Consider the following 23,209-nt stretch of genomic DNA (forward strand, 5'->3'; position numbering starts at 1 on the left):
ACTTTATTAAGAGCAAAATTAATGGCAGATTTATCGAAGTACAGAAACATTGGTATTTTCGCGCACGTTGATGCGGGTAAGACCACGACTACTGAGCGTATCCTAAAGCTTACTGGTCAAATCCATAAAACTGGTGAGGTTCATGATGGTGAATCTACTACTGACTTCATGGAACAAGAAGCTGAGCGCGGTATTACTATTCAGTCTGCGGCTGTAAGCTGTTTCTGGAAAGATCACCGTTTTAACGTTATCGATACTCCTGGACACGTTGACTTCACAGTTGAAGTTTACCGTTCACTTAAAGTACTAGATGGCGGCATCGGTGTGTTCTGTGGTTCTGGTGGTGTTGAACCACAATCAGAAACTAACTGGCGTTATGCTAATGATTCAGAAGTTGCACGTATTATCTTCGTAAATAAATTAGACCGTATGGGTGCTGATTTTTACCGTGTAACTGAGCAAGTACGTAAAGTACTTGGCGCAACTCCACTAATCATGACTTTACCAATTGGTATTGAAGATGAGTTTGTTGGTGTTGTAGATGTTTTAACTAAAAAAGCATACGTTTGGGATGACACTGGTCTTCCTGAAAACTACGAAATCACAGACATTCCTGCAGACATGGTAGATAAAACTGACGAGTATTATGAAATGCTTGTTGAAACTGCCCTTGAGCAAGACGATGCACTACTTGAAGCTTACATGGAAGGTGAAGCACCTTCTTTAGAAGACATCAAACGTTGTATCCGTAAAGGTACTCGTGACCTTGCTTTCTTCCCAACATACTGTGGTTCTGCGTTTAAGAACAAAGGTATGCAGCTTATTCTTGACGCTGTTGTTGATTACTTACCATGTCCTACAGAAGTTGATCCTCAACCTCTTATGGATGAAGAAGGTAACGAAAATGGCGAGTTCGCAGTAGTATCTACTGACGAACCTTTCAAAGCGTTAGCATTCAAAATAATGGATGACCGTTTTGGTGCATTAACATTCGTACGTATTTACTCAGGTAAACTAAACAAGGGTGACACTATCCTTAACTCGTTTACTGGTAAAACTGAGCGTGTTGGCCGTATGGTTGAGATGCAAGCAGATGATCGTAACGAATTAACTAGCGCGCAAGCTGGTGACATCATTGCTATCGTAGGTATGAAAAACGTGCAAACTGGTCACACTCTATGTGATCCTAAGCACCCAGTAACACTTGAGCCAATGGTATTCCCAACTCCAGTAATCTCGATTGCTGTACAGCCTAAAGATAAAGGCGGTAATGAGAAAATGGGTGTTGCTATCGGTAAAATGGTTGCAGAAGATCCATCTTTCCAAGTTGAGACTGATGAAGATTCAGGCGAGACTATCCTTAAAGGTATGGGTGAGCTTCACTTAGATATCAAAGTAGATATTCTTAAGCGTACTTACGGCGTAGACCTTATTGTTGGTCAACCACAAGTTGCTTACCGTGAAACTATCACTAAAGAAATTGAAGATAGCTACACGCATAAGAAACAATCTGGTGGTTCTGGTCAGTTCGGTAAAATCGACTACCGCATCAAGCCAGGCGAAGTTGCTTCAGGTTTCACGTTTAAATCATCAGTTGTTGGTGGTAACGTACCTAAAGAATTCTGGCCTGCAGTTGAGAAAGGCTTCAAGTCAATGATGGGTACTGGTGTTCTAGCTGGCTTCCCTGTACTTGACGTTGAAATTGAACTTTTCGACGGTGGTTTCCATGCCGTGGATTCATCTGCAATCGCGTTCGAAATCGCTGCTAAAGGCGCTTTCCGTCAATCGATCCCTAAAGCGGGCGCACAACTTCTTGAGCCAATCATGAATGTTGACGTGTTCACTCCAGAAGATCACGTTGGTGACGTAATCGGTGACCTTAACCGTCGTCGTGGCATGATGAAAGACCAAGAAGCTGGTTTAACAGGCAGCCGTATTAAAGCTGACGTACCGTTATCAGAAATGTTCGGTTACATCGGTACACTACGTACAATGACATCTGGTCGTGGTCAGTTCTCTATGGAGTTCTCACACTACGCTGCATGTCCGCAAAACGTTGCTGATACAGTAATCGCTGCAGAAAAAGAGAAAAAAGCTGCTAAGTAATTAGCTCTTTAACTCTTTAAAAAAACCCGCACATGTTGCGGGTTTTTTATTGCCTATAATTTGGTTTTATTTTTTAGTTGTTTATAACTACTTTTTATTATTAATTAGTCCTATGTTACTAATTAATAAAAAGGTACTAGAGAGCAATTTATTTACCTCAATCACTTAATTGGTTGGTTTATAAGAGGTTAATTGTAAAGTAAATGTAACTGTATGAATTTTAAGAACTTCTATTGATGCATCTATATACGTAATGTAGAATACTAGCACTTTTAGACTAGAGCTCTAAAGTCAGATAAGGAAGTCTCCGCAGCAGAGACGTTTGCTATTAATTCTATATAAGACGTAACAATCATGAAATCTATTAAATTAGCACCAAACTGGTGGCTACAATTTACAAAATGCGTTTTAGCATTCAGCTTAATATTTTTAATTCATATTATATTTTCTGTGAACCTAAAAATTGTTTTTCTCACTGTAATGCCAGCTCTACTGATTATTACTACTTTTAATATTCTTCATCTTCGTTTTTTACATTGTTATAAAGCAGGCATTTGTTATACGCGTTTATGCACAAAGCGTTATATCAATAGCGAGGAAATTAGTTGCGTATCATTTAGTTCGTTTTTTCTTTTCACCATTTTTAAGGTGGAGTTAGATAATGGTAAAACGTTCCATTTTTATAACTGGCAACTTGATGATGAAACGCAATCAGCTATTTCTAAAATGTACTGCAATAAGTTAGCTAACAAAATTGAAAATATTAGCGATAAATGCAATGCTTGATCTTTAATTTAGATAGCAAAAAGGAGCGATTAATCGCTCCTTTTTTGTTTTTGTATTTTATAACGCGCTAATTAAACTTTTTTATAGCCTTAGCTTTTAGCGCTTTCATCTTTAGCCTGCGTGGCTTCTTAAAAGACTGGATAGGCATTGTTACCAACTGCTCTTGTGGTAGTGCCGGTATTGTTTGTGGATAAGCACCTTCCTTTGGTACCGAAATTTCTTTTAGATGTATTTTAAGTGCTTCTAGAGTTGAGTCGTTATCAACTTCACTAGGGCAAATAAATATACCTAACTTTCTTAGTTGTACACCGAGTTTAATGCTACTGGTATAACGGATAATCGGAGCGCCTAATACTAAGCCCAGCAATATAGGTGATAACCACCAAAAGAATACTGGTGTGAAGTAGTAAGCCGTACAACCCCATGCAATAGCCACAATAGTTGAGAATAACGTATAACCAAACGCCTCTTTCCACGGAACCATACGACCTTCGCGCGGTTGCGCATCCCACTTCACTTTTTTACCTAAAAACACACAAAGTACAAAGTAAGCATGAAATACCATCATTAATGGGGCAACAATAATAGCAAATACGGTTTCAATGATTGAGCCTAGTATGAGCTTAATTGAACCACCAAAGCGTTTGTTTCTATGTATTAAGGTGACTATTATGCCCATTAGTTTAGGCATTAATAAAATAACAATAGTTAAATACAAGAGTGAATCAATCAGATCGGTTTTAGCTATTTGCCATGTAGGGAATAATTGATAAACACGGTTAAAGTACACATCACTATTTAATGCGCGCGTTACTGCGTCAATAGTACTTAGCGCTAGCATTGAGAGCCAAATTAGTGATGAAATATAGGCTGTGGCACCGAGTAAAAAGTGTAGCTTACTCATTAATTTTAATTTTGATGATGATAGTAAACCTAAGTGCTGAATATTACCTTGCACCCAGCGTCTATCGCGTACAGCGTAGTCTAGAATGTTACTTGGTACTTCTTCATAGCTGCCTTCAATATCTGATAGCAACAATACATCCCAACCAGCACTGTGAAGTAGTGAAGCTTCTACAAAGTCATGACTTAAAATTTCGCCGCCAAAAGGTGCATTACCTTTTAGTGTTGGCAAGCCACAGCACGTTATAAATGCTTCAACTCTAATGATTGCATTATGACCCCAGTAGTTGGCTTTATCAGTTTGCCAAAAAGCTGAGCCAGTAGCGAGCATTGGGCTATATAGCACTGACGCAAACTGTAAAAAGCGGCCAAAAAAGGTATCTTGACGAACAGGGATCGGAATAGTTTGGATCAGGCCTGCTTGTGGGTTGTTGAGCATACTTGTAGTAAGCTCTAACATACATTTCCCGGTCATTACGCTATCTGCATCAAGCACAATCATATGGTCGTACTGGCTGCCCCAGCGCTCACAAAAGTCGGTTAGGTTACCTACTTTACGGTGTTTGTTATCTTCGCGACGACGATAAAAAACGTTTTTAGCCGTATCACCTAAACGTTCACACAATGCATGCCATGCACTTAGCTCGTTTTTAGCTATTTCTGGGTCTTGCGTGTCGCTTAATAAGTAAAAATCAAAGTTTGCAAGTTGGCCTGTTTCTTTTAACGATTGCAGACTAACTTCAAAGCCCGCGATAACACGGTGGGTGTCTTCGTTGTAAATAGGCATTACAACGGCGGTTTTTTGGGCGTTAATTGCCTCACTATTGAACTCAATTGGTTTAATACGCTTTAGCGTAAGTGGGTCAATTCGTAATAGCTGTAATACAAAGCCGATTGTTCCACTACAAAAGGCCGTTACAATCCAGGCAAAAGTGATTGAGAATAATACTAAAAGAGCATACTCAAGTAATGTCATACCGTTTGAGCTTAAAATCTCAAACATAATAGATATGCCGTAGCCAGATGTGCCAAGCGCTGCAATAGCAAATAGCCAAACTCTTAATGTTTTGAATGGCATTGGAGTGCCCTTACCTTTATTACTTGATGTCATTTGGGTACCAAACATAACTCCATACCTCGCTAATTTCTTTGTCACGTAATTTTAACGATAAACGCATATCAACGGGTTGATCGTCCTGTGGTGCAATTTTAAAGGCTACACGCCATCCGCGTGAATCAGGCAGTTTTTGTACATTCACGTCGGTTACTTCGCCTGTTGTAAGTTGAATGTCGGCATCTAGCTTTAACTGTTCAGAGAGTTGATTTATTTCTGACCCAGTAAAATCAACAGTAAATTGGCGATGGCTTTTTGGTGGTGGATTGTCTTCACCTGGTAAAGCGGCGCTACCGATTCTTGTGCGCAGTACTCTCGCTTTTTCGTGCTGAGTTAAAACTGCATTAAAGGTCGTCATTTTGTAGCTTAGCTTTAATGAATCACCGGCTTTCATTGGCTTTTCTGGTACCCAGTAACTGACGATATTGTCGTTAGTTTCTGTGTCAGTAGGTATCTCTACTAGCTCTACACGGCCATTTCCCCATTCACCTTGTGGTTCAATCCATAGACTAGGGCGGTTGTGGTAATGTGCTTCTGTGTCCAGATAGTTATTAAAATCTCGATCTCGTTGAGCTAACCCAAAACCTTTTGGATTATTGTATGAAAACGAAGTTACACTTAGCTGTGAAGGGTTGTTAAGAGGGCGCCATACCCATTTATCATCAGCAGATTGAGTTAATAGGCCATCCGAGTCATGAACTTCAGGGCGATAGTCATCAAAAAATTTGGTACTGTTTTCACCGTGGTAAAACATACTCGTTAATGGAGCTACGCCGAGCTTTTTAATGTCTTTACGTGCAAATATCTGCATATCAACATCAACTAGCATATTAGTTGTAGGGTCAACATTAAACTTGTATGCACCCGATATAGATGGGCTATCTAATAATGCAAAAATGGTAATTTGTGTTTGGTCGGCCTTTGGTTTAACTAACCAAAACTCTTTGAACATTGGAAATTCTTCACCTGAATTTTCTGCAGTATCAATGGCAAGGCCTCTAGCTGATAATCCATAAACTTGCTGAGGGCCAACAACTCTAAAATACGATGCTCCCTGAAATACCATTACTTCGTCTTTATACTCGTTAGTATTTAACGGGTAATGCACACGAAATCCAGCATGACCTAGTTGAGTATCCGCAACACTTTTAGCTATTTCTTCTTGTAGTGGTGCAGCAGTGCCATCGTATTGGTAAAAGTCAGTACTGAAAGGTAAGCGACTGCGTTTAGAGTCGCTATCAACGGTATTTATTGTCACAGGTGTTTTATATAAAAAACCAGGATGGAATAATTGCAGCTCGTACAGGCCTTCATCTTTCCATACTGCTTTGTCTTTTTTAAATCGAATTGAACGGTAATCTTGATAATCAATATTGTTAAGTGCTTCAAGCTCAATGTTTTTAGGCGCCACGTATTCTTCGCTTGCTAACTTTTTAGCGCGGGCGCTAATTACGTCAAATAAGCTACTTTGTGGGATTGCTACATCAACGGTTGCAGCAATCGCTTGGTTGCTATTGCCCCAAGTCGAAAAAATAATAAGTAGACCCAGTAGTGGTGCTGACTTCTTTTGCCATTTAGGCAGATTTTGGGTTAGTTGTTTCATTCTCATTCCTTTATAAAAACACGACTTATTTTTACGTTTAGGGTAAATATTGATTTTATTTTGTAAGTATCTTCTAAATAACTTAGAGCAAAATTTAAACCTAAATAAAAGTTCATATTTTTCAATAGGTAATATTTATATACATAATTCACTGAGGTTTTTTTGTGTAAAATTCACTCAAATGTATGTAGTTGTTACTGATTAATTACTAGAAGATTCACAGATCGTCTGAACATATTACGGGGGGTTTAATGAAGCTTGTCTGAATTACATTTGTATAAAATAAAAAAGCCGCAAGAGCGGCTTTTAAATGTTTAGATTTAACTTAGTTATTTCTTTTTAAATCGACGCACTATTGATAGTGGTGCTAAAAGAAGTGATAACCATAATAATGAACCTGCATCATTATCATCATCTGAGCGTAAGTTATTTACTTTCACGGCTACTTTTTCAACGTTAGATAAGTTACCCACGCTATCCTGAGCTTGCACTGTTAAAGTAATACGATTTTCAAATTCGTAATCAATCTCTCCAGCAACAATTAGCTGCCCCTGATTGTTAATAGAAACGCTGTCATTATCAGATGTAATAAATTTAACAACTGGTGATTCATCGGCATTTGGATCACTAAAATCGAGTGTGCCGATAATTGTTCCAATTGCGCTGTTTTCATCGACTGCAAAAACTTGATCAGCTTTAATAACTGGCGTTTGCTCTTCAGGTGTTAAAGTGATTTCAGATTTAATATCAATAATTACAGGGTCGTGATCTGATGCGCGGTATGCACTTTCAGAGTACAAACTAGATTGTTGACCTTCGCTTTTAAACTCTACATTGTAATCAAGAGAAATAGGTTCATCTGCGTTGATGTGCCAATCTGTTGCTGCGACAATTTTGCTAAGTAGTGATTGGGTAGCTACTGCATGATCTAAACTACCAGCGCGACCAGAAAAGCTGTAAGAATAACCAAGCGTATCACCATCAATTTCTGCAACTACATTTTTGTAGCCTTTATCAGCAAATGCACGTATAGGATCTTCCATTGCGTAAGCATTCATATCGCCGACTAAAATAGTATCTTCGTCGTCAACACCGGTTGGTTTGCTATCAAGCCAATTTGCGAATGCATTAGCACCTTCTGTGCGTATTTCATTCCAACAGCCTTGTCCATCACCTGAATCTGCATTGTTTCCAGAAGCACTACCACAGCTTTTAGATTTAAGGTGTGACACAGCAACAGTAAATACTTCATCAGTTTCTAATGATTTAAAGCTTTGTGCAATTGGAGCACGGTTACTAAAATCAAATGGAGCCTCAGTCGTAATAGCAGCAGTACCTACTTCTTCTACTTTGTTAGCACGATAGATAAGTGCGGTAGTAATTGCATCGGTACCAATTTGATCTACGTTAAAATCAACAAATGCATAGTTGTTAGCACTATCAGCGTCATTTAATGCATCTACTAAGCTTGCAATTGCACTAAATTCGCCAAAACCATCATTTTCAATTTCCATTAAACCAACAACATCGGCCTGGATAGCGCTAATGGCACTTACAATTTTAGCTTCTTGGCGAGTAAATTCAGCTTCTGAATCTGCACCTCGGGCTGTAGGGAACCCTCCGCCTTGGCCATCACCATTAAAGTAATTAAGTACGTTAAAGCTAGCTACACGTAAATCTGCTTCAGCATTAAGTTCAGGCGCATTTTCACGTGCATTTGTTGCAATAAACGAAGGTGCTACCGTTGGGTGGATTCTGTAAAGGCTAAAGCTATAAGCAAGTGCCCCCGTAACCGTATTAACTGTATCGCCAGTACGTAATGTATTTTCTGCTGATAAGCCTGGAGTTGGGTAGGCTGTAGGGTCTAAGTTTTGTACTGTAGAGCCATCATCTAGTAAAATCTTTTTAAGTAGATTTTCAGTTTCAACTGCATTAGCTGCATCTCCAGGTAATGCAACTTGGGTACCTTGATACAAGCGTTCTGTTGCTAATTCAACTTCACCATATCGACCAAGGCCAAAGTTATTAGTTACTACTAATGGTTGTTCTAATGTAACTAACATACCTTCAAAAGCTTCTAAATCAGTTGTATCAGCTAAAGGTAAAGTGATTTTTGTAGCTGCTGCAGCTAAACCAGTGCCACATATGGCAACTTGGCTAACACTGCCGATTTGTGTTGCATCAAAATATTCTTCTACAGTACCTTGTACACGTACATGGTCGCCTACGTTTACGTCAATATCTGCAAAATAAACAAATACACCTTCAGAGGTGAGAGGATTTGCATCTATGTCAGCAGCAAGTGAGCTAACAAAAAAGCCTTTTAATTGATCATCATCTTGGAAGTCTGCGGTTACAATCCCCTCAAACTCTACTAAAGTATCAACAAGCGGGCTTGCAGAGCTATCGCCTTGTATAGCGTTAATTAGTACTTTTTCTGCGCCACAAACAAGTGGTTCAAGTGGTTCTGGAATTGGTTCAGGTGTTGTTCCACCATTACCTGCATGTGAACCTAAACCATCAAAGTCATCTTGGTCAAACTGTACCCATTCTTCACTCGGGTTAAACTCTGCGTCAGGTGTTGTTCTACCTGCGGTAATACTATCTTTTCTACGAAGTGTTTTATTTTGTGTTTGTACTGCGCCCTCAGACCAAAACGAACCGGGATCTACACCGCGCTGGCCAAAGCTATCGACTACAGTGCTACCTTGCATTAGAACTAACGCATCATCACCATTAAAGTTAGCAACACCATGTTCTAAATCGGCTTTTTCTTTTAGTGCATCATTTGAACTTGAATTAACAACAACAAAGGTACTGTTAGCTGCCAAAGTACCAGACAAATCAAGAGTTGATTGAATTGTAGTTTTGCCATTTACATACAAACTTAGTGAGTACTGATCAAGAGTTAGTGGAGATGACGAGTTATTATAAAGCTCAATTGCTTTATTATTACTGCTTCCCTCTATGTATTCTGAAATGATTAGATCTGCAGAGGCTGGTGCACTGAGACTTGCTATAACAAGTGCGAGTGGTGTTATTTTTGTTTTAAACATTTTTTTATTATTCCCGTGTATTAATCCCAAAATGGGACACCAGTTTAGAGAATAAATATGACGAAAATAATACAAAAATGTAAACAAATGTAAATAAAAGGCAGTTTAACCGCCTTTTTATAAAAACCTTACTTTTTAGCTAGGTATTGTGCGGCTTGCTTAGCAAAATAGGTCAATATTCCATCAGCGCCTGCACGCTTAAATGCAAGTAAAGACTCCATTATAGTAGCTTCCTCACTTAACCAACCGTTATCAATAGCTGCTTTGTGCATTGCATACTCGCCACTTACCTGATATGCGAAAGTAGGTACACCAAACTCGTCTTTAACACGACGTACAATATCTAAATAAGGCATGCCAGGCTTAACCATGACCATATCAGCGCCTTCTTGTAAGTCTAATGCGACTTCACGTATTGCTTCATCAGAGTTTGCTGGGTCCATTTGGTAGGTTTTTTTATCGGCACCTTTTAAGTTCCCAGCAGAACCTATTGCGTCTCTAAATGGGCCATAGTAGCTAGATGCGTATTTAGCTGAGTAGGCCATAATACGGGTATGCACAAACCCATCAGCTTCAAGTGCTTCACGAATTGCAGCAATACGGCCATCCATCATGTCCGAAGGGGCAATTACATCAGCGCCCGCTTCTGCATGCGAGAGTGCTTGTTTAACTAAAATTTCGGTGGTTACGTCGTTTATTACATAGCCTGTGTCATCAATAATGCCGTCTTGACCGTGCGTCGTGAATGGATCAAGTGCACCATCAGTAATTACACCCAACTCAGGAAAGGCTTCTTTTAAAGCGCGAACAGTGCGTTGCACTAAGCCATCGTCATTATATGCTTCTTCGGCAAATAGTGATTTTTTGTCCGCAGGGGTTACCGGAAAAATAGCAACGGCAGGTACGCCAAGCTCAACAAGTTCTTTTGCCTCAAGTAATAGTAAATCTATCGATAGACGTTCAATACCAGGCATTGATTCAATTGCTTCGCGACGATTTTTACCTTCTAGTACAAATACAGGGTAAATTAAATCGTTTACGCTAAGTTGGTTTTCGGCCATTAAGCGGCGAGAAAAGTCGCTGCGGCGCATTCTGCGCATGCGAGTATACGGGAAAAGGTCTAATCCTGACTGGGCCATATTAATATGCTCCTACTGTGGTAATGGAAAAGTGATTACTTGATTACGGCCATGTTGCTTTGCGTAATAAAGTGCTTTGTCGGCGCACTCAGTAAAAATTTGAGGGTTGCTAACATCATCAGCAATGCTGGTGTATACACCAGCGCTAATTGTAAATTGAATATCATTATTGGCAACCGTTACTGTACTGGCTGAGATAGCTGCTCGTATTTTTTCAGCTATGTCTTGTGCACCTTCGCTGGGGGTATTAGGTAATAGCACCACAAACTCTTCACCGCCATAACGAGCAACTTCATCGAGTGGTCGCTTTAAATGATCTTTTATAAGGTCAGATACTGCTTTAATAACTTGATCGCCAATTATGTGTCCGTATGTATCGTTAATGCTTTTGAATCGGTCTATATCAAGCATAACAATACTAAGCGGCGTTTGTTCTCGGCGAGACCGACGAATCTCCATTATTAGCTTTTTATCAAAAAAGCGTCTGTTTTTTATTCCGGTTAAAGCGTCTTCGGTATTGAGTAACTCAAGTGAGCGGTTTTTTTCTTCAAGTTCTCTGAGTGTAACTTGTAATTCAAAGGTGCGTTCGTCGACTTGTGATTCGAGTTCTTGGCGTGTTTTTTCTTGTAACTTTAAGCGCTCTTTAAGTAGCGTATCTTGAGCTGCATTTTCAGCAATCAAGGTTTGCTGAGCAATTACTTCTTCATCACGTTGCAAAATAAATAACTTCATTACACTGTAGCATAGACAAAATATGCAGCTAAAAAAGCATGTAAATACAAATGCTAATGTACTTCTGTCAAAGGCGTATAGCCCTATTACTGCAACAATAAAATAAAGCATTACCACCAAGAAAAAAACTAATACGAGCAGTAGCGCTTTATTAGGTTTAGAAGGTGATAAACGTATGCACATAAGTGTAGTTGCAATATAAAAGCCTAAAACGATTGGGATAGTAGTTAAGCAAAATAGCGTCACTATATGGTTTGGAAATAGCCAAATAAACAATAACGAGACACCTAATGCATTAACTATCACTTTTTGAACCGTTAGTAAAAAAGAGGGCTTTGGATGGCAAATTTGCTTTTGTAAAGGCAAAAACATTAAAGCAATCAGCATAAGTAATACAGGGATCATAACTTGCTGTAACGCTGGCAAATTAGGGTGAATATATTTTAGGCCAAAGCCACAAATGTAGGCTAATAAACTACCTAATGTGAGGGTCATTAAACCAGCATAAACAAAATAACGTTTACGTGAAAAACTATATAAAACTAAGCAACTCACGCCTAAAGAAAATATAAAACCAATCAATAAGCCATAGAGTAAATTAAGTTTACCTTTATGTGCCAAATAAGCTTCTGGTTGCCACAGCGTTAAAGGGACTCGCAAGCCGGAGCTATTCGTCACTCTCATAATAATAATGGTTTCGCTATTTGCAGGGCTAATTAGTTTAACTAATAAAGATTCACTCTTAATCGCACGTTTATTAAGGGGGTATCCATCGCCAATTTGGGTGTGAGAAATTAATTGCGAGTTATGTAACTGATATACTTGAACGTCGTTTAGCAGAGGGTTGTTTAGTGACAACAGTTGTTCGGTATTATAACTAAGCGTGTTTTTTATTTTAAATTTCATCCATACAGAACGCTGCTCAAGACCTAGGTTAAGAGGTTTACCTGTGTTTTTTTGCCACTGTATACGGCTACTTTGTTGTGCATCTAATAGCGAAGTTGGTTCAAAAGAGTAATGCAGGTTATTAATGTTTTGGGAGTTAAAATCATGTTTTATTATTACAGGGCTTGCGAAAGAGCAAAAAGTGCAAAGAAGCATCAATAGACTTAGTAATGCTTTTGCGCACGCCATTAGCAGCTCTTTAAACCAAAAACATTGTAAAAGTTTTCTGTAGTTTTGCGGGCCACAACTTCTTCATCTATTTGATAAAGTTGCGCAACTGTTTGGCAAATATAAGGAAGCAGAGCAGGTTCATTTTTACGCGATTTAGGTTTTGGCTTAACTGTTCGTGGAATTAAAAATGGTGCATCAGTTTCTATTAATAATCGATCTAGAGGAATGCTAGGCACTAGTTGTTGTAAATCTTTACCACGCCTTTCATCACATACCCAACCCGTTATACCAATATACAGACCTAAATCTAAATATTGCTTTAGAGCTGCTGAGTTACCCGTAAAGCAGTGGAGTACACCGCGAATATTAAACTCTTTTAAAATACTTAGCATGTCGTCACTTGCATCACGTTCATGTAAGTAAACAGGTAAATCTAATTTTTCGGCAAGTGCTAGGTGGCGTCTAAAAACACTACGCTGTACATCGCGAGGCGAAAAGTCACGGTTATAATCAAGGCCGCATTCACCAATCGCTATGACTTGCTTATTGTTTGCAAGTGCAGTTAATTGTGCTTCTAATTCATTCGTCGCCGATTTAGCATCATGTGGGTGGACACCCGCCGTAGAATATTGGAGATGTTTTATCGCAAGTTCAAGTGATTGCTGACTACTCGCAATATCACAACCTATAATAAGCATATTTGTAACACCGGCTTCGCTTGCACGGGTAATTACATCATAATGCTGGTCATCAAATTGATGATTAGTTAAGTTAACTCCAGCATCAATTAACGTATATGACATTACTTAGTACGTTTAACGCGAATAGAGCGGTTTTTACCGTCTTGTTTCAGTAAAAAGGAGTTGAATGCACCACGGCTGATTACAATTGTATCGTTTTCTTTTAAACGCATGCTGTCAGAGCCAATTTGGCGCCATTGTTGGCCGTTATCTAGCGAAATAATTAACTCGCCATAAGCTGCTTCTTTCACTGAAGTAACCATAGCTTTAATTTCAGTCTCTTTTTCTACCTGTGATTCTTTGTGCTCTAAGCCAAAATCGTCAGCTTTTGCCTTTGCTTGAATTGGTGCAGCAACTACGACTTGAGGTACATTGTTAGCCGTTGGTGGAGTGAGCGTTTTTGTTATTGTTGGCTTTGTTAGTGATTTACCAGCAATTGTATTGTCATAGCAAAGTAATCGGTTAAAGTCATTTTCAATAAAGCTACATGCCTGTAACGCTTGAGTATTAAATTCAGTTTGCGCAGCAAAAGTAGGCGCACTTAATAAAACCAATAGTGAGAGTAGTTGTTTTTTCATTTTATTCCTCAGATTCTTTTTGTGGTTTGGCGGTATAAAATTTTGCTAAAATTAAACCTAGTTCAAACAAAAGAAGCATCGGAAATGCTAATAATGTTTGTGATAAAACATCAGGCGGTGTTAAAAACATCGCGACTACAAAAACACCCACGACGATATAAGGGCGCTTTTCTTTTAAACTTTTTGTTGTTGTTGCGCCACTCCAGCATAGCAGCATAATAGCTACTGGAATTTCGAAAGCGATACCGAATGCAAAAAATAGTTTTAATACAAACCCTAAATAGCTACTTATGTCGGGCGCAAGGGTCATCATTTCGGGGCCGGTACTTGTAAAAAAGCCTAAAATAATTGGCAGAACTACAAAATAACAAAAAGCTATGCCGCCATAAAATAATATTATACTTGAGGCGAGAATGGGCATGAGCATTTTTTTTTCGTGCTGATATAACCCCGGTGCTATAAAGCCCCAAATTTGATGCAATATCCACGGAATCGACGCAAATAAAGCGACAAATAAAGTAAGTTTGAAAGGTGCAAAAAAGGGGGCTGTTACATCGGTTGCAATCATAGTCGCAGTACTTGGCAAATGCGAAACTAACGGCTGTGCAACAAAGGCGTAAATATCATTCGCAAAATATACTATGGCAATGAAAATAACTAAAATGCTCAATAGTGCTTTTATTAGCCGATCACGTAACTCAATTAAATGCGCTACAAACCCCGATTTTACTTCCTCAGCCATTATTTTTTATACCATGTAGTAAGTTGACCACAAAGTGAGAAATAAATTTCACTTTTTCTCATCAAGTTGTTGGTTATTTGATGTATCAGATTGTGTTTTTTTGTAGCTGTGAGTAACTGATTCAGCCGCTTTTTGTAGCTCTGTTAATGAACTTTGTAGCTCAGGGCTTAAGTCTTTTAGTTCTTGTTGTTCTGCTTTTTTAAGGTTTTCGTGAAGTTCATGAATACGCAGTTCTTCACTTACTTCGGCTTTTACCGAGTTGGCAAGTGATTTAGCGGTTTTAACCCATTTACTCACTGTTCTAATAGCAACAGGTAAGCGCTCAGGACCGAGCACCACTAAGCCAACAATAAAAATAACAACAAGCTCCCACATCCCCATACTAATTAAACCTTATTGCTATCTTTGTTTTTTTCAGTATTGGTTGAGTCGTCAACGGTGCTTTTTTCTGATTGTTGAATTTGCTCTGATTTTTCTTGCTCACTCGCTGTGTCGTCCGACATTGCTTTTTTGAAGCCTTTAACAGCGCCTCCAATATCACCACCCATACCGCGTAGTTTTTTTGTGCCGAAAAGTAAAACTATGATCGCTAAAACAATTAATAATTGCCAAATACTAATACCACCAAAACCCATGGTTTTCTCCAATATATAAAACGGTTAAATGTATATTTTAAATACTAATTATACGCCCAATAGCGCAAATAGCACTCAGTTTATGCGTTGCGCCATGCTGCAATAAAGCTAATAGCAGATAAGGCTATTGCAATGCTTGCAGCTACTAAATCGTGCTGTAAATAACAAAGTGTTGCCATAACCATTGTAGCACTACCAAATAAACTCAATATTAAAGGTTTATGAGATACCTTTTGTTCTTGAGGTTGATGAGCGTGTGGTGCACGCTTTAAATTTTGGTAAATTAGATCAGGTAGTTCAGGCATTTTTTCAGCCCAAAATGGCAAGTTAGCATACATTTGCTTCAGTACTGATAGCGGTCCAACTTGCTGCTTCACCCAATCTTCTAAAAAGGGTTTGGCTGTTTTCCATAAGTCGAGTTGCGGGTAAAGCTGACGCCCTAATCCTTCAACGTATAATAAGGTTTTTTGTAGCAATACTAATTGCGGTTGTACTTGCATGTTAAAACGACGTGCAGTATTAAATAGATTTACGAGTACGTGACCAAATGAAATTTCAGCCAAAGGTTTATTAAATATAGGCTCGCAAACTGTGCGAATCGCAAATTCAAATTCTTCAATGCTAGTATCTGGTGGTACCCAACCAGAATCTACGTGTAGCTGTGCAACTTGGCGATAATCACGATTAAAAAAGGCGATAAAGTTTTCAGCTAAATAGCGTTTATCTTCTTTGCTTAACGTACCAACTATACCGCAATCAATACCGATATACATTGGATTTTCAGGATGCTCGCGAGAGACGAATATATTACCAGGGTGCATGTCGGCATGAAAAAAGCTGTCTCTAAACACCTGCGTAAAAAACACTTCTACGCCGCGCTCAGCAAGTAATTTCATATTAGTGTTTTGCGCCAGTAATGCATCCGTATCAGACACAGGTATACCGTAAATACGCTCCATTACCAGCACATTGCTACGGCTGTAATCACTGTAAACTGCAGGGATATATAATGAATCAGAGCCTTCAAAATTACGTTTTAGTTGAATGCCATTGGCACCTTCGCGCATTAAGTCGAGCTCGTCTAGGAGTGTTTTTTTGTATTCTTTAACCACTTCAACGGGGCGTAGACGTTTTGATTCGTTATGGACTTTTGCAAGTACCTTAGCGAGCTTTTCCATTAACGCTAAGTCGGCATTAATTTGCTCGTAAATATTGGGTCTAATAACCTTAATTACTACATCTTGCTCAATGCTTTGCTCATCAATAAGCTTTGCTGTATGTACTTGCGCTATAGATGCTGAGGCCAGTGGAATTTGTGAAAACTCACTAAACAACTCACTTATATCGTTAATTTCTAGGGCTTTTTCTATAATTTTTTGTGCAAGTGCGCCTTCAAATGGCTGAACTTGATCTTGTAAAAACGCAAGCTCTAAAGCGATATCATGAGGGAGTAAGTCACGACGAGTAGAGAGCATTTGGCCAAACTTAATCCAAACAGGGCCAAGCTCTTGTAGTGCCAAACGTAAACGTAGTCCCGCAGGTTTTTCTTTGTGCTGATTGCGCAGCCAAAACAAACTGCCACGAGCTACTTTACCAAACCAAGGGATCTTATGTTTTGGAATTAGCTCGTCTAACCCATAGCTAAGTAATGTTTTGGTGATGTTATACAAACGTGCAGTCGACACAAAAAATCCTTAGCGGGTGTTTGAAGGTGAAAAAGAGTTTAACAAGGTATTTATACGCTGCTCAACGGCAGCGACTTGGCCTCTGAGTTCTCTATTTTTTTGTTTAAATTGCTCAAGTTCTAATGGGTGAATAGTAATTGCGAGCTCATCTTGGCATAAACTTGTAAGCATTGTACTTATTTTAGTGTTGGTTTTGCTGCTCTTTTGTTTTAGTTTTTTTAAGTGCAGATATAACTGCTGGGCGGGAGTATCACCAATGTATCTAGAGAGCTGTTCAGGCCAATCAATATCAATGCCTGAAAACGCATTACTATAAGTTTGCGCAATATTTAAATCGCCTTGTAAGTCGAGCTTATCTTGGCGAATTAACTGGGTAAGCATAGCTGGGTTTTTAAGCGCTAAAAGCGTGTCTATGTCTGCGCTGATCATACAATCTGCGTTTTCATTATTTTGAGCACTGTATAAGTGTAATTGCTCAGCGCTATAAACAAGTTGGATGCTTTGTTGCCAATCTCTTACTTCAACCACTAAGCGCTGATGTTTAACGGCGCTTAGCTTTTGAGATAATTGTGGGTCAAGGCTAAGTGCTTGATTTAGTACACGCTCAATAAGCGAAAGTACAAAATTAGGTAACATAAAAAATTCAGATGGTATTGCATCATTATTATTTTTTGTTATTTTCTCAAGCGCCATAACTGCTAGCCTTAATATTTAAAACCACGGTGCAGCGCAACAATTCCGCCTGTGAGGTTTTGGTATGTTGTTTGCTCAAAGCCTGCATCTTCCATCATCGCTTTTAGCGTGTCTTGATCTGGATGCATACGAATAGATTCAGCTAAATACTTATACGATTCACTGTCGTTAGCAACTAGCTTACCCATTGTAGGCAATAAATTAAATGAGTAAAAATCGTAAGCTTTACTAAGTACGTCATGTTCTGGTTTTGAAAACTCTAAAACAAGTAAACGACCACCTGGCTTTAAAATGCGGTACATAGAGCGTAATGCTTTGTCTTTATCGGTAACGTTACGTAAGCCAAAGGCAATAGTGATCACATCAAAGCTATTATCTGGGAACGGTAGCATTTCTGCATTCATTTGTACGTAGTCGATATTGCCCACTAATCCAAGATTATGCAGTTTTTCACGACCAACTTTAAGCATAGATGAGTTTATATCACCCAAAACAACTTGACCCGTTTCGCCCACTAATTGGCTAAACTTTGCCGTTAAGTCGCCAGTGCCGCCGGCTAAATCGAGTACATGATGGCCTTTACGAACACCTGAGCTTGCAATAGTTTGACGTTTCCATAAACGATGCACCCCAAAAGACATTAAATCATTCATTACATCGTATTTTGCAGCTACTGAGTGAAATACATCAGCAACCATAGAAGCTTTATCGTTCTCGGCTACTGTTTTATAACCAAAATGCGTGGTCTTTTGTTCGGTTTCGTTCATGATTAATCTCTATCGTGACAATAGAGGTTAGTGTACTTTATTGTACACAGTAGGTGCAATTTGAATATGATTTATCAGGTAATTTATTGCCCTGCAGTGTAACTACTTTGACCTAATGAACGTGCTTTAAAAGCCGCATGAGATGCTTTTTTTGCTAACTGATTAAAATCATCTTCTTGTTGATGCTGAGCAATTCCTAGTGATAAGCCAATACTTGGTAGCTTGATACCTGTTTTTGAACTAACAAAGCGTAGCTTTTCGACCCCATTTCGTACTTTTTCGGCAATAACATTAGCTGTATCTGGGTCTATGTCGGCGAGGAGAACAGTAAATTGATCTTTTGCTGTGCGACCAGGTAAGCCACTTTGAAAAACATATTTTTGCACTTGCTTAGCGACTTTACTCAAAATGACTTCACCAATAATATCACCATAATTTTTAGTAAAGTGATCAAGGTTGTCTATTTGAATCGCTATTGCGCAAATAGATTTTTGTTGATTAGTCCACACTTGGGTTTGTTGCGTTAAATAATGGCGCTTATAAAGCCCTGTTTGGCTATCAATAATATGCTGTTTACGAAGTTGAGTTAGCTGCTTTTGTGTTTTTTCGTGTAGTTGTTTGGCTTTGCTTAGTTCTTGCTTAAATTGCTTATGTTGGTTGAGTAATTCGGCGGTTTGATTATGAAGAACTTCAAGCGCTTGACGGCTTTGTTCTATGTTGTTCTCATCTAGCGAATGTACGCATTCGCTCACTTGACCCGCAAAGCGAATTATTTGCTTTTCAGTAGCTTGAGAATTTTGAGAAAGTGAGTTTATAACACCATCAACATTTTGAATCATGTTGACTTGCGCTTTGTGGCCAGTATTTAAAAACTCAGAATGTAGTTGTTCAATTAAAACGCTATCTATATTGTCTTCAACAGCGATAGCACGGTCTAAAGCTTTATTTAGCTTGAGATTAGTTTGACTGGTATAAGCATAAATAACTTGATAATTCAGCGGCGTAGGTGGGAGCGTATAGCGCTCTAAAAAAACACACACTTTGGTCATTTTTTCTTGTGCAATAGCCATGGAATCATGGAACATCATTTTAAATACCAACTAAGTACGCATAAGTGCAAATTTTAAAATATCTCATTCCATGAGGCGGTTATGCGTCCGAGCTTTTTATTATTTTTTTATACAGTAATCATTATCCGAGCTATTTAAAAGCAAAAACGATAGTTAGGGAACTTAAATTTTGCTTTAGCAGCTCAATCGCTGTTTTTCTCATCAATTAGGCTGGTTTTTACTTCATTTAATGTATGTAACGTATTAATACACTTGGTATAAGTAGGGATTATTACTATGAGGTTGGTCTCATTTACTTGCTATTTATTTACCCTACGATAGCTTTATGAAATTAATAACACTGCTAAGTTACATTATAATGAATCATTTTTTAATTAAGCCACTTCGCCAATCTTTATTTGGTATCACGGTTTTGTGCTCATTAAGTGCATGCCAAATGACCATGCAAAATTCAGATCAACAATTTACTAAAGTAGCGCAAAGTATTGTTGATTATAGAGAAAGCATTAACCCTTACGATAGTGTAGGTGGTGTTGAAGGTTATTTATTACCAAATTTATCCCCTGAATTTTTAGCGCAAGAATATAAAAATAAAACGCGATTACTTGCTGAATTAGACACTATTAATATTGAAAAGCTAAGCGATGAAAATCAAATTAACTTCGATATTATTCGAGCTCAAGTACAAAACAGTGTCGATGAATATGTATTTAATGCGCACTATATACCGCTCACCTCTGAATATGGGTTTCATTCTGGTTTGTCGTACATAATAAATAGCTCTAAATATAAAAACCCGGAAGATTACCAAGTGTATCTTGCACGATTGGCGCAAGTTCCACGCTTTTTTGAGCAAAACATGTATTGGATGAAAAAAGGGCTTGAGACAGGGCTTACTCAACCTAAAGCTGTGTTGGAAGGTTATGAAGATTCAATTAATGCTTACATTGTTGACGATGTAACTACGTCTGAATTTTATAAACCATTTTTAACTAACACAGCGGGTTTAAGTGAAAGTGAATTTAAAGCACTACAACAAAAAGCCAAAATCATTATAAAAGAAGAGGTTATAAAATATTATAAAGATTATTTAGCGTTTTTTACGCAGCAATATCGTCCTGGTGCACGTACAAGTATTGGTATATCAGATACACCTAATGGCGAAGCGTTTTATAAAAATAGAGCTAAGTACTACACCACTACCGACATGACACCAAAAGAGATTCACGAACTTGGCTTAAAAGAAGTTGAGCGAATTCGTAGTGAAATGGAAAACGTAATAGCAGAAGTAGGTTTTAAAGGCACGTTTGCCGAATTTATCCACTTTTTACGCACTGATCCACAATTTTACGCCACAACACCAGAGCAACTTTTAAAAGAAGCATCTTACATTGCAAAAAAAATGGATGCACAACTGCCTAAGTTATTTCATACCTTACCGCGCAAACCTTATGGTGTAGCACCTGTACCCGTAAGTATTGCACCTAAATACACAACCGGTCGATATTCAGGCTCTAATCGAGATGATGAAGCAGGGTATTATTGGGTAAATACTTACGCTTTAGATAAGCGCCCTTTGTATGTTTTAGAAGCATTAACGCTGCACGAAGCCGTGCCTGGCCATCATTTACAAATATCACTTAATGCAGAGCTTGAAAATCTGCCGAGCTATCGCCGTGATGCTTACCTCTCGGCATTTGGCGAAGGTTGGGGGCTTTACTCTGAATATTTAGGTTTAGAAGCCGGCTTTTATCAAGACCCATATAGCCGTTTTGGTCGTTTAACGTATGAAATGTGGCGAGCAGCGCGTTTAGTTGTTGATACAGGTATGCATATGTATGGCTGGAGTCGCGAGCGTGCCATGAACTTTATGAGCGAAAATACAGCGCTTTCGTTGCATAACGTTAAAACCGAAACCGATCGTTATATTACATGGCCTGCACAGGCGCTTTCGTACAAAATAGGTGAGCTTACTATTAAGCGTTTACGCATTGAAGCAGAGCAAGCGCTAGGAAAAAGCTTTGATATTCGTGAATTTCATCATCAAATATTACGCCATGGTTCAGTGCCTTTATCGGTACTTGAAACGCAAGTGCGTTTATATATAAAAGCAGAGTTAGCTAAACAACAGAATTAGATATAAGGCAGTTAAAGCCTTGAACAAATAAAAGTGTTATGTCATTTTGGTGATATAGCACTTTTTTATTTTAAAACAGTCATCAAGGGGCCTTGGGTGAGTAATTTTATAATGTTTAGTATTGATGTATTTGCAAGTATGTTTATTGTTGTTTTAGGGTTATTGGTTTTAATCGTTGTCGTTTTTTATATTCGAGATGTAACACAAACCAAGCATGCAATTAGACGTAATTACCCTGTTATTGGTCGCTTTCGATATTTTTTTGAACGCCAAGGTGAGTTTTTTAGACAGTACTTTTTTGCTCAAGATAGAGAAGAAATGCCGTTTAACCGCGCAGAGCGTAGTTGGGTTTATCGTGCAGCAAAAGATGTTGACCGTACGGCTGCATTTGGCTCCACGCAAAGCTTAGAAGTAACAGGTACGGTTATGTTTATGAACTGTGCATTTCCTACTTTAGACGAAGAAGCGCTCGACCCGAGTAATGTTACTTTGGGTCCATACTGTAAAACACCTTACACGACCAACTCGTTATTCAATGTATCTGGTATGAGTTTTGGTGCGCTTTCAAAGCCAGCTGTACGAGCCTTATCAAAAGGGGCAAAACTAGCGGGTTGTTGGATGAACACCGGTGAAGGGGGATTAAGTCCTTATCATTTAGAAGGTGGTGCCGATTTAGTGTTTCAGATTGGTACAGCTAAATATGGTGCACGAGACGAGCATGGAAATTTAAGTACCGAAAAGCTGAAAGAAATAGCGGCTCACGAACAAGTAAAAATGTTTGAACTTAAAATGAGCCAAGGTGCAAAACCAGGTAAAGGCGGTATGTTACCAGGGCGCAAAGTTAACGCCGAAATAGCTAAAATTAGGGGCATACCAGAAGGGCAAGATTCTATTAGCCCCAATGGTCATCCTGAAATTAAAAACCCTGCCGATATTCTCGATATGATTGCCACTGTGCGTAACGCGACAGGTAAACCTACAGGGTTCAAAGCCGTTATTGGTGCTTACGGATGGTTAGAAACGTTGTTCGCTGAAATAAACCACCGTGGTATAGAGTCCGCGCCTGACTTTATTACCATAGATAGTGCTGATGGTGGTACGGGCGCAGCACCACAACCGCTTATGGATTCAGTGGGTTTACCACTGCGCGAAAGTTTACCGCTTGTAGTTAATATGCTTGAAAAACATGGGCTGCGAGATCGTATTAAAATAATCGCCTCAGGTAAATTAATTGTTCCTTCAAAGGTTGCTTGGGCGTTAGCGCTCGGTGCTGATTTTGTTGTATCGGCTCGAGGGCATATGTTTGCACTGGGCTGTATTCAGGCAATGCAATGTAATAAAGATACCTGTCCGACCGGGATCACTACGCATAACGAGCGTTTGCAACGCGGTTTAAATGTAGCTGATAAAGCGCAACGAGTAGCTAACTATAATAAATACATTCATTACGGAGCTGGGCTAATAGCCCATTCTTGTGGTGTGACTAGTGCACGCGAATTAAAACGTGAACATGTACGTATAGTGCAAGAAAGTGGTTTATCAGAACCGCTCGATAAAATTTACGAAAACTATAAGTAAGTTTTTAACTAACTAAAAAAGGCGCTAAT

The 23,209-nt window shown here is 38.8% G+C and carries 17 protein-coding genes; 3 read left to right on the forward strand and 14 right to left on the reverse strand.

What is annotated here, in order from left to right; all coding sequences use genetic code 11:
- Nucleotides 1–21 precede the first annotated feature (21 nt).
- Entirely contained in the window at nt 22–2,106 is a 2,085-nt protein-coding gene (fusA, locus tag I6E82_RS17455) for an elongation factor G (protein ID WP_010554859.1), read from the forward strand.
- An 853-nt stretch (nt 2,107–2,959) separates the two neighbouring features.
- Here fusA and mdoH read toward each other — a convergent pair.
- The 14 genes from mdoH to I6E82_RS17525 form a co-directional block, all read right to left on the reverse strand.
- A complete protein-coding gene (mdoH, locus tag I6E82_RS17460; protein WP_024593824.1) occupies nt 2,960–4,921 on the reverse strand; it encodes a glucans biosynthesis glucosyltransferase MdoH in 1,962 nt (653 codons plus the stop codon).
- Nucleotides 4,893–6,512 (reverse strand): glucan biosynthesis protein, encoded by a 1,620-nt coding sequence (locus I6E82_RS17465; RefSeq protein WP_197118382.1) that lies wholly within the window; start codon nt 6,510–6,512, stop codon nt 4,893–4,895. The genes mdoH and I6E82_RS17465 overlap by 29 nt, the downstream gene beginning before the upstream one ends.
- 329 nt (nt 6,513–6,841) lie before the next feature.
- Nucleotides 6,842–9,568 carry an ExeM/NucH family extracellular endonuclease gene (locus I6E82_RS17470; protein WP_197118383.1) on the reverse strand — a complete coding sequence of 909 codons (2,727 nt, stop codon included), beginning with the start codon at nt 9,566–9,568 and terminating at the stop codon, nt 6,842–6,844.
- Between the two features lie 128 nt (nt 9,569–9,696).
- On the reverse strand, nt 9,697–10,707 hold the full coding sequence (gene hemB, locus I6E82_RS17475; protein ID WP_007579839.1) for a porphobilinogen synthase: 1,011 nt from the start codon (nt 10,705–10,707) through the stop codon (nt 9,697–9,699).
- Nucleotides 10,708–10,719: 12 nt separating this feature from the next.
- A complete protein-coding gene (locus I6E82_RS17480; RefSeq protein ID WP_165736335.1) occupies nt 10,720–12,573 on the reverse strand; it encodes a sensor domain-containing diguanylate cyclase in 1,854 nt (617 codons plus the stop codon).
- Entirely contained in the window at nt 12,573–13,358 is a 786-nt protein-coding gene (locus tag I6E82_RS17485) for a TatD family hydrolase (protein ID WP_024593821.1), read from the reverse strand. Before I6E82_RS17485 ends, I6E82_RS17480 begins: the two co-directional genes overlap by 1 nt.
- Nucleotides 13,358–13,873 carry a hypothetical protein gene (locus I6E82_RS17490; protein WP_165722835.1) on the reverse strand — a complete coding sequence of 172 codons (516 nt, stop codon included), beginning with the start codon at nt 13,871–13,873 and terminating at the stop codon, nt 13,358–13,360. The genes I6E82_RS17485 and I6E82_RS17490 overlap by 1 nt, the downstream gene beginning before the upstream one ends.
- A gap of 1 nt (nt 13,874) precedes the next feature.
- Nucleotides 13,875–14,615, reverse strand: coding sequence for a twin-arginine translocase subunit TatC (gene tatC / locus I6E82_RS17495; RefSeq protein ID WP_121953986.1), 741 nt, complete (start codon nt 14,613–14,615; stop codon nt 13,875–13,877).
- A gap of 48 nt (nt 14,616–14,663) precedes the next feature.
- On the reverse strand, nt 14,664–14,996 hold the full coding sequence (gene tatB, locus I6E82_RS17500) for a Sec-independent protein translocase protein TatB (RefSeq protein WP_007579851.1): 333 nt from the start codon (nt 14,994–14,996) through the stop codon (nt 14,664–14,666).
- A 5-nt stretch (nt 14,997–15,001) separates the two neighbouring features.
- Nucleotides 15,002–15,250: a Sec-independent protein translocase subunit TatA gene (gene tatA / locus I6E82_RS17505; RefSeq protein ID WP_007579853.1), complete on the reverse strand. Its 249-nt coding sequence runs from the start codon at nt 15,248–15,250 to the stop codon at nt 15,002–15,004.
- A gap of 80 nt (nt 15,251–15,330) precedes the next feature.
- Nucleotides 15,331–16,935, reverse strand: coding sequence for a ubiquinone biosynthesis regulatory protein kinase UbiB (gene ubiB / locus I6E82_RS17510; RefSeq protein ID WP_197118384.1), 1,605 nt, complete (start codon nt 16,933–16,935; stop codon nt 15,331–15,333).
- A 9-nt stretch (nt 16,936–16,944) separates the two neighbouring features.
- Nucleotides 16,945–17,628, reverse strand: a complete 684-nt coding sequence (locus I6E82_RS17515) for a ubiquinone biosynthesis accessory factor UbiJ (RefSeq protein WP_197118385.1) — start codon at nt 17,626–17,628, stop codon at nt 16,945–16,947.
- Nucleotides 17,629–17,639: 11 nt separating this feature from the next.
- Entirely contained in the window at nt 17,640–18,395 is a 756-nt protein-coding gene (ubiE, locus tag I6E82_RS17520) for a bifunctional demethylmenaquinone methyltransferase/2-methoxy-6-polyprenyl-1,4-benzoquinol methylase UbiE (RefSeq protein WP_024589468.1), read from the reverse strand.
- Nucleotides 18,396–18,478: 83 nt separating this feature from the next.
- Nucleotides 18,479–19,465: a GGDEF domain-containing protein gene (locus I6E82_RS17525; RefSeq protein ID WP_007579862.1), complete on the reverse strand. Its 987-nt coding sequence runs from the start codon at nt 19,463–19,465 to the stop codon at nt 18,479–18,481.
- Between the two features lie 358 nt (nt 19,466–19,823).
- On the opposite strand from I6E82_RS17525, the gene I6E82_RS17530 reads away from it, so the two are divergent.
- Together I6E82_RS17530 and I6E82_RS17535 are read left to right on the forward strand one after the other, a co-directional pair.
- Nucleotides 19,824–21,602 carry a DUF885 domain-containing protein gene (locus tag I6E82_RS17530; RefSeq protein ID WP_197118386.1) on the forward strand — a complete coding sequence of 593 codons (1,779 nt, stop codon included), beginning with the start codon at nt 19,824–19,826 and terminating at the stop codon, nt 21,600–21,602.
- A 111-nt stretch (nt 21,603–21,713) separates the two neighbouring features.
- Entirely contained in the window at nt 21,714–23,180 is a 1,467-nt protein-coding gene (locus I6E82_RS17535) for an FMN-binding glutamate synthase family protein (protein WP_007579865.1), read from the forward strand.
- The last annotated feature ends 29 nt before the right edge of the window (nt 23,181–23,209 follow it).

This window comes from Pseudoalteromonas sp. NZS11 (genome assembly GCF_015864765.1).
Classification (GTDB): Bacteria; Pseudomonadota; Gammaproteobacteria; order Enterobacterales; family Alteromonadaceae; genus Pseudoalteromonas; species Pseudoalteromonas arctica.

Bases quoted from the DNA above. Each gene is read 5' to 3' on its own strand.
- fusA (WP_010554859.1), top strand. From the start codon at position 22: ATGGCAGATTTATCGAAGTACAGAAACATTGGTATTTTCGCGCACGTT.
- mdoH (WP_024593824.1), bottom strand. From the start codon at position 4,921: ATGTTTGGTACCCAAATGACATCAAGTAATAAAGGTAAGGGCACTCCA.
- I6E82_RS17465 (WP_197118382.1), bottom strand. From the start codon at position 6,512: ATGAAACAACTAACCCAAAATCTGCCTAAATGGCAAAAGAAGTCAGCA.
- I6E82_RS17470 (WP_197118383.1), bottom strand. From the start codon at position 9,568: ATGTTTAAAACAAAAATAACACCACTCGCACTTGTTATAGCAAGTCTC.
- hemB (WP_007579839.1), bottom strand. From the start codon at position 10,707: ATGGCCCAGTCAGGATTAGACCTTTTCCCGTATACTCGCATGCGCAGA.
- I6E82_RS17480 (WP_165736335.1), bottom strand. From the start codon at position 12,573: ATGGCGTGCGCAAAAGCATTACTAAGTCTATTGATGCTTCTTTGCACT.
- I6E82_RS17485 (WP_024593821.1), bottom strand. From the start codon at position 13,358: ATGTCATATACGTTAATTGATGCTGGAGTTAACTTAACTAATCATCAA.
- I6E82_RS17490 (WP_165722835.1), bottom strand. From the start codon at position 13,873: ATGAAAAAACAACTACTCTCACTATTGGTTTTATTAAGTGCGCCTACT.
- tatC (WP_121953986.1), bottom strand. From the start codon at position 14,615: ATGGCTGAGGAAGTAAAATCGGGGTTTGTAGCGCATTTAATTGAGTTA.
- tatB (WP_007579851.1), bottom strand. From the start codon at position 14,996: ATGGGGATGTGGGAGCTTGTTGTTATTTTTATTGTTGGCTTAGTGGTG.
- tatA (WP_007579853.1), bottom strand. From the start codon at position 15,250: ATGGGTTTTGGTGGTATTAGTATTTGGCAATTATTAATTGTTTTAGCG.
- I6E82_RS17515 (WP_197118385.1), bottom strand. From the start codon at position 17,628: ATGGCGCTTGAGAAAATAACAAAAAATAATAATGATGCAATACCATCT.
- ubiE (WP_024589468.1), bottom strand. From the start codon at position 18,395: ATGAACGAAACCGAACAAAAGACCACGCATTTTGGTTATAAAACAGTA.
- I6E82_RS17525 (WP_007579862.1), bottom strand. From the start codon at position 19,465: ATGGCTATTGCACAAGAAAAAATGACCAAAGTGTGTGTTTTTTTAGAG.
- I6E82_RS17530 (WP_197118386.1), top strand. From the start codon at position 19,824: ATGAATCATTTTTTAATTAAGCCACTTCGCCAATCTTTATTTGGTATC.
- I6E82_RS17535 (WP_007579865.1), top strand. From the start codon at position 21,714: ATGTTTAGTATTGATGTATTTGCAAGTATGTTTATTGTTGTTTTAGGG.